Here is a 6,273-nt window from a genome sequence, read left to right on the forward strand (position 1 = left end):
TTTTCAACTGACTTACCCTTGCACGGAACCATCTTCACGCTGCTTAAGCGTTACGTCCAGACGCAGTACGACCACAGCGCCTGGGTCCGGCTGCTGGAGGCCGCAGGCCTGTCGGCGACTGATTTCGACCACAAAAGCGTGTACCCCGACGAGCACATGTACCGCCTCATCGGCGAGGCCGCTACCATGACCGGCCTCTCGGCCGACGAGCTGCACGAGAAGTTTGGCGAGTACCTGGTGCCCGACCTGATGTACATGTATCAGAAGCTGCTCGACCCCAACTGGACGACGCTTGATATGCTGGAGCACACCGAAAACACCATGCACCGCCAGGTGCGGGCCGAGCACGCCGAAAACAACCCGCCCGTGCTCAGCGTCACCCGCCTCTCACCCGACGAGCTGTTTATCGACTACGTGTCGGGCCGGCGGATGGGGGCGCTGGCCGTGGGCATGGTGCGGGGCATGGCCAGCTACTACAACGAAGCCGACCGCATCGAGGTAGAGCCCACCACCAGCGAAAACGGCGAGCACGTCCGCATCCGGGTGCGCCGCCTCGCCTGACCTGGTTGGCTAACTGAACAGTATGGCCTCCCGGCTGTATAAAAAGCACTGACTCTCATCGTTTCCGTTTAATCTCGCGTCCACCCCATGGAATCCACCTACTACAACCCCGCCGATCTGGCCAAATTCGGCAACATCACCGACTGGCAGCCCGAAATGGGCAATAAGTTCTTCGCCTACTACGCCGAGGTGTTCAAGGACGGGGCCCTGACCGAGCGCGAAAAGGCCCTCATTGCCCTGGCCGTCGCCCACGCCGTGCAGTGCCCCTACTGCATCGATGCCTACACCACCGACTCGCTCCAGAAGGGTGCCGACGAAGCCCAGATGATGGAAGCCGTGCACGTAGCGGCCGCCATCAAGGGCGGAGCCGCCCTCGTGCATAGCGTACAGATGATGAACAAAGCGAAAGAATTATCGATGTAAATCACTGATTTTCGCTGATTAATCGTGATTGCACTGATTCAGGCACGGCTCATCAGCAGGAAACAATGATTTATTCAGCGCCGTCAAACTAAACTCACAGAAATCAGTGATAAAGTCCCTCCAGGCCCGCCATGCGCCCCTTGCCGATACCGGCTACCAGCTTACTGTGCTCACCGAAGCCGAGGCGGCGGGGGCGCGGCTGCCGGCGTTTGGGCAGAAGCTGCGCGAAACCGGGCTGCTGCCGCTGCGGCCCACGGCCCTGCAAACCATGCAGATCAACGTGGGCCGCATGTGCAACCAGGTCTGCAAGCACTGCCACGTGGATGCCGGGCCCGACCGTAAGGAAATCATGACCCGCGAAACCATGCAGCTCTGCCTGGATGCGCTGGCCCGGACCGATATTGCGGTGGTGGACCTGACGGGCGGCGCGCCCGAGATGAACCCCGATTTCCGGTGGCTGGTGGAGCAGATATCGGCTTTGGGCCGCCGCACCATCGTGCGCTGCAACCTCACCATCATCGTGGCCAACAAAAAATACCACGATTTGCCGGAGTTCTTCGCGCTTCACAAAGTGCAGGTGGTGTCGTCGCTGCCGCACTTTTCGGCTGGCCGCACCGATGCCCAGCGGGGGGAGGGCGTGTTCGAGAAGTCGATTCGGGCGCTGAAGATGCTGAACGCCGTGGGCTACGGCCAGCCCGATTCGGACCTGACGCTGGATCTGGTGTACAACCCTTCGGGCGCGTTTATGCCCGGCTCGCAGGCGGGGCTGGAGCGCGAGTTCAAGCAGCGGCTGGGGCGCGAGTTCGGTATCGTGTTCAACAGCCTGCTCACGATTACCAACCTGCCGGTGAGCCGGTTTCTGGATTACCTGCTCGAAAGCGGCAACTACGAAAAGTACATGCAGCAGCTCGTAGACGCCTACAACCCCACGGCCGCCGCCAACGTGATGTGCCGCAGCACGCTAAGCATCGGCTGGGACGGCCAGCTCTACGACTGCGACTTCAACCAGCAGCTCGACTTGCTTGTGAGTGGCCCGGCGCCCAAACACATCCGCGACTTCGACGAGGCCCTGCTCCAGGACCGCACCATTGTTATCAACCAGCACTGCTACGGCTGCACGGCCGGGGCCGGCTCCAGCTGCGGCGGCACCACTGCGTAGGCATGCAGCCGGCCTGCCCGAAGGGCGGGCGCCGGGCAATGAACTGCCGGGCTCCGTTTGCCTGTTCTGCTACCGGCTGCCAAATGGCCTGTTATCTATGAAAAGCGTCCTTTTCTCATTTCCTCAACTGCTCTGCGGCCGCCGGCTGCTGGCCACGGGGCTGCTGCTGCTGCTGATGAGTACCAGCAGCTGCGGCCAGAGTCCGGCCGCCAAAGCCGACCACTCTATGACGGCGTACGACCGGATGCTGGGCCTGCTCTACAAGAACACCGTGCCCACGATTCAGCCCAAGGCCCTGGCCACGTGGCTGCACGAAGCCCCCACTGCCGGCCGCGCCGATGTGCTGCTGCTCGACACCCGCACGCAGCCCGAGTACGAGGTGAGCCACCTGCGCGGAGCCCGCTTCGTGAATTACGAGCACTACCGCGACCTGAAGCTGGCCGGTGTGCCCCGCACCCGTCCGATTGTGGTGTACTGCACTGTGGGCGCCCGCAGCGAAGAAGTGGGTACCTGGCTGAAGCAGCAGGGCTATACGAACGTGCAAAACCTGTACGGCGGTATTTTTCAGTGGCTTAATGATGGCGAGGGCGTGGTGAATGCCAAGGGCCCGACGGCTGATGTGCACCCGTATTCGTTGCTCTGGCGGCCCTGGCTGAAAACCGGCAACCCGGTGTACGAGGCGAAACAGTGAGTCAGACCACGCCTGCCATTGGTTGCCGCATTCACTCATTCCGCCACGTTTAGCCACTCGCGCACGTCTTGAATTCGCTTATCATCTTTGCCCGCCACCCGGAGCTGGGGCGCGTGAAAACCCGGCTTGCGGCCGGTATCGGCAACGAGGCGGCGCTGGCGGCCTACCGTGCCCTGCTGGGCCACACCCGCGCCGTAGTAGCCCCGCTGCCCGTGCTCAAAACGGCCTGGCTGGTTGGTGGCGACGATAACGCACCGGCCGCCGCTGCCGACTGGGCTGGCTTCGAGCAGCGGCCCCAGCCGCCCGGCGACTTGGGCCAGAAGATGCAGGCCGCTTTTGCGCACGATTTTGCCCGCGCCGTGCAGGCGGCCGTCATCATCGGCACCGACTGCCCGGGCCTGACGACGGCTCATCTGACGGAAGCCTACGCGGCCCTGCAAACCCACGACGTAGTGCTGGGCCCGGCAGTAGATGGCGGCTATTATCTGCTGGGCATGAAACGGCTGCACCCCGATTTCTTTGTCGGGAAAACCTGGAGTACGGATACCGTACGGGCCGATACCCTGGCCGATGCCGCCCGGCTGGGCCTGCGGGTGCATCTGCTGCCCGAGCTGCAGGACCTCGACACTGTGGATGATTTGCGGACCTGGCAGCAAAATCCGGCCTCGGCCACCGGCCCCGCGCTGCCCCGCGGCTAGGCGCGCCGGATTATTCAGCGGGGCTGCGAGCTGGCCGTTTCGGGTCCGCTGAGCCGGCCCTGACGGAAATCGAGCAGCAGCACGGCCAGCACCACGGCGTACTCCAGCGCTACCAGTGGCAGGTTTTCGGTATAGGCCGAAGTGCGGTAGGCGGCGTACGACAGCCCCGCCAGGCCCGACCATACCAGCGCGTAGCGGGCCCGCGTAAAGCAACTCAGCAGCACCAGCGGGGCCAAATACCAGGGGTGCACGGTGGTGGCCAGCAGAAAATACAGCGTGAGCAGCAGCAGCAGCGCCCGCGGCAGCGTGGCCCAGGTCGGGCGCCGCTCGGTGGCGGCCAGCAGCAGCCCGCCGGTGGCCGTGAGCAGGGCCAGGGCGGGGCCCAGCAGGGCAATCTGGTTGTAGCCCGACAGCCATTGCCCCACGGCCCGCCCGAGGTAGTAGAAGCTGGCATTGAACTCGAAGGAGCGGAAGTACAGGTTGAGGCTGCGGCCGATGTTTTCAACCAGTTCCAGGCTCAGAAACGGACCGAACAGCGCCGCCAATACCACCGCCAGGGTCAACCCAAACCACATCAGCCGCGGCCAGCCCAAACGGCGCAGCAGCAGCGGCAGCACCAGCAGCGGCAGCAGCTTGGTGGCCACGGCCAGCGCCAGCGCCCCACCACCCGTCGCCACCCGGCCCCGCGCCAGCAGCCACAACATCAGCAGCAGAAAGCAACCCACCAGCCCCTCGAAGTGCATGTTGCCGGTCAGCTCCACAATCACCAGCGGATTGAGCAAATACCACAGCGTCCGCCCGGCCGGCTGCCCAAACTGCCGCAGCAGCGCCAGCAGCAGCCCGGCCGTGGCCGCTTCGGCCAGCAACAGCAGCCCCCGCAACGCCACCACAAAGCCGCGCTCCGAATCCGGCATCAGCCAGGCCGCTAAGCCAAACGCGGCCTGGTCGACGGGCGGGTACACCGAGTAGTAATGCGGTGAGTTGAGGCGGGGGTAGATGGATTTTAGTAGTTGGTCGTTGGTAGTTGGATGCGGCTTGGTCGTTTCCGGCGATGCGTCGGGGCCGGCCAGCTCGTCGGGGCGGTAGCGGTAGGGGTTGTGGCCCTCTCGCAGCAGCAGGCCGTCCCAGCGGAAGCGGTGGTAGTCGTCGGAGAGGGCGGGCAGGGCGGGCAGCCAGAGCAGGCGCAGCAGCAGCGCCATCAGCATCCCCTGGCGCAGCGGCAGGCCCGTTTTCAACAGCCACGCGTACAGCCCGAACGCCAGCCCCAGCAGCCCCGCCAGCAGCCCGAACGCCGGCCGCGGCACGGCGTAGGCCAGCAGCCCGTAGGCGGCGGCGCTCAGCAGCAGGGCGGCGAGGTGGGCAAGTTTCATGCGGGGCTTAGAATCTGTTCGTGCTTATTTATATAAGGGCCTATTCCCCATCTGGTGGCGTTACTGCGTAACGCCCAGGCCTTGTTCAGCTGCTAGGATGCTAAAGGTAGCCCTAGTGCCGGTTTTGCTGTCGAAAGCCGCGCTAGCAATCCGGCTGGTGGGGCGTTGGTCACCGAAAATGGCGGGTTGGTCAATCGGGGTTGGCGCAGGGGAGCAGGAACGCTTCTTTTGAAGCGTCATCTATTTACTGAGGTCTAAAAGCCCAATCAACCACCAACGCACTGCCATGAAAACTCTCCTTGCCTTTTTGTTGATTCTTTTAACCGGCCAAGACTTGGCTGCCCAGTCCCGTGCCACCACGACTCCGTCCTCCGCCGACCGGGTTACGGTGCTGGTGCATCCTGGCATCGAGTTATTCACGGTGGTGCAGCTGCTGGCGGACAAATATCCGCCGCCCAACCAATCGGTTTATGCCAAAGAAGCCCAGGCCTATTTCGCCCCGTTCGCCAACCACCCGGCGGTACAGTATGCCCGGCAGTTGAAGGGCGTATACCCCGACCTGCCCGAACTGGGGTACTGCCTCGATAATTTTCCGGCCGTGCGCATTCACTATCCGGCACAAACCGATTGGTACAGCCTGAACGGTCAGGACTCTATTCAGACGTATATGCGGCTCTGTAAGCAGTTTTTCGACGACAGCCACTTCTGGGCCTTTTACCAGCTGCACCAGGCCGATTATGCTGCCTGGGCCCAACCCGTGCGGGACCAGCTCGCCAGCGACAACCTCATTGGCAAGCTCGATTCGTTGTACCGCTTCCGTACCAAAGCCGCCCAATGGACTATCTGCCTTGACCCGCTCAACAGCTGGGGCGCGCACGCGATTATGCCCAAAACTCTCAATCCGCGCTATGCCAATTGGGTCGTGTACAACGTGGGGTTTCTTAACCGCGAATCAACCGCCGCCAGCGTGCCCACCTTTAGCATGGGTTCCAAATCAACGGTAACGGTCTGGCACGAAGGGAGTATATGGGGTGGTCCAGTAAAAACGGACAGTGAGAAGTCTTATCTTCCACTGCCCATGACCGAGAAACTGAATCCTGGCGGCTTGTCCGCCACACGCAAGAAGTATACGCCCGCTTTCAAAGCCGAGTGCGTGCGCCAGGTAGCGGCCGGAGCCCGCCAGACGGACGTGGCCCGTGCCCAAGGCATTTCGCCGGCTTTGCTCGGCCGCTGGCAACGCGAGGCCCTGGAAAAGGCGGTGCCCAGTAGTGCCGAGCGCGACGAAATCAAGCAGCTACGCGCCGAGTTGCGGCGCGTGGAAATGGAGCGCGATATTTTAAAAAAAGTCGTGACCATCTTTGCGCAACCGCC

General features: G+C 63.0%; 7 protein-coding genes. 6 read left to right on the forward strand and 1 reads right to left on the reverse strand.

Annotation, left to right across the window (positions count from 1 at the left end; all coding sequences use genetic code 11):
• Positions 1 to 18: 18 nt before the first annotated feature.
• The 5 genes from BMY67_RS18550 (at position 19) to BMY67_RS18570 (ending at position 3,532) form a co-directional block, all read left to right on the forward strand.
• Entirely contained in the window at positions 19 to 561 is a 543-nt protein-coding gene (locus BMY67_RS18550) for a heme NO-binding domain-containing protein (RefSeq protein ID WP_177189936.1), read from the forward strand.
• A gap of 87 nt (positions 562 to 648) precedes the next feature.
• A complete protein-coding gene (locus BMY67_RS18555; protein WP_092774284.1) occupies positions 649 to 984 on the forward strand; it encodes an arsenosugar biosynthesis-associated peroxidase-like protein in 336 nt (111 codons plus the stop codon).
• Positions 985 to 1,093: 109 nt separating this feature from the next.
• On the forward strand, positions 1,094 to 2,143 hold the full coding sequence (arsS, locus tag BMY67_RS18560) for an arsenosugar biosynthesis radical SAM (seleno)protein ArsS (protein ID WP_092774292.1): 1,050 nt from the start codon (positions 1,094 to 1,096) through the stop codon (positions 2,141 to 2,143).
• 97 nt (positions 2,144 to 2,240) lie between these two features.
• On the forward strand, positions 2,241 to 2,834 hold the full coding sequence (locus BMY67_RS18565) for a rhodanese-like domain-containing protein (RefSeq protein WP_092774285.1): 594 nt from the start codon (positions 2,241 to 2,243) through the stop codon (positions 2,832 to 2,834).
• 68 nt (positions 2,835 to 2,902) lie between these two features.
• A complete protein-coding gene (locus BMY67_RS18570; RefSeq protein WP_092774286.1) occupies positions 2,903 to 3,532 on the forward strand; it encodes a TIGR04282 family arsenosugar biosynthesis glycosyltransferase in 630 nt (209 codons plus the stop codon).
• A gap of 14 nt (positions 3,533 to 3,546) precedes the next feature.
• Here the strand turns inward: BMY67_RS18570 and BMY67_RS18575 are convergent, their stop codons facing one another.
• A complete protein-coding gene (locus tag BMY67_RS18575) occupies positions 3,547 to 4,902 on the reverse strand; it encodes an MptA/MptB family glycosyltransferase (protein ID WP_092774287.1) in 1,356 nt (451 codons plus the stop codon).
• Between the two features lie 286 nt (positions 4,903 to 5,188).
• On the opposite strand from BMY67_RS18575, the gene BMY67_RS18580 reads away from it, so the two are divergent.
• Positions 5,189 to 6,273, forward strand: a 1,085-nt coding sequence (locus BMY67_RS18580) for a transposase (protein WP_143069930.1), incomplete at its 3' end; no start/stop codon positions are given.

Source organism: Hymenobacter actinosclerus, assembly GCF_900111515.1.
Taxonomy (GTDB): domain Bacteria; phylum Bacteroidota; class Bacteroidia; order Cytophagales; family Hymenobacteraceae; genus Hymenobacter; species Hymenobacter actinosclerus.

Excerpts from the sequence above, each read along its gene's own strand:
- BMY67_RS18555 (WP_092774284.1), top strand. The coding sequence starts at position 649 with ATGGAATCCACCTACTACAACCCCGCCGATCTGGCCAAATTCGGCAAC.
- BMY67_RS18565 (WP_092774285.1), top strand. The coding sequence starts at position 2,241 with ATGAAAAGCGTCCTTTTCTCATTTCCTCAACTGCTCTGCGGCCGCCGG.
- BMY67_RS18575 (WP_092774287.1), bottom strand. The coding sequence starts at position 4,902 with ATGAAACTTGCCCACCTCGCCGCCCTGCTGCTGAGCGCCGCCGCCTAC.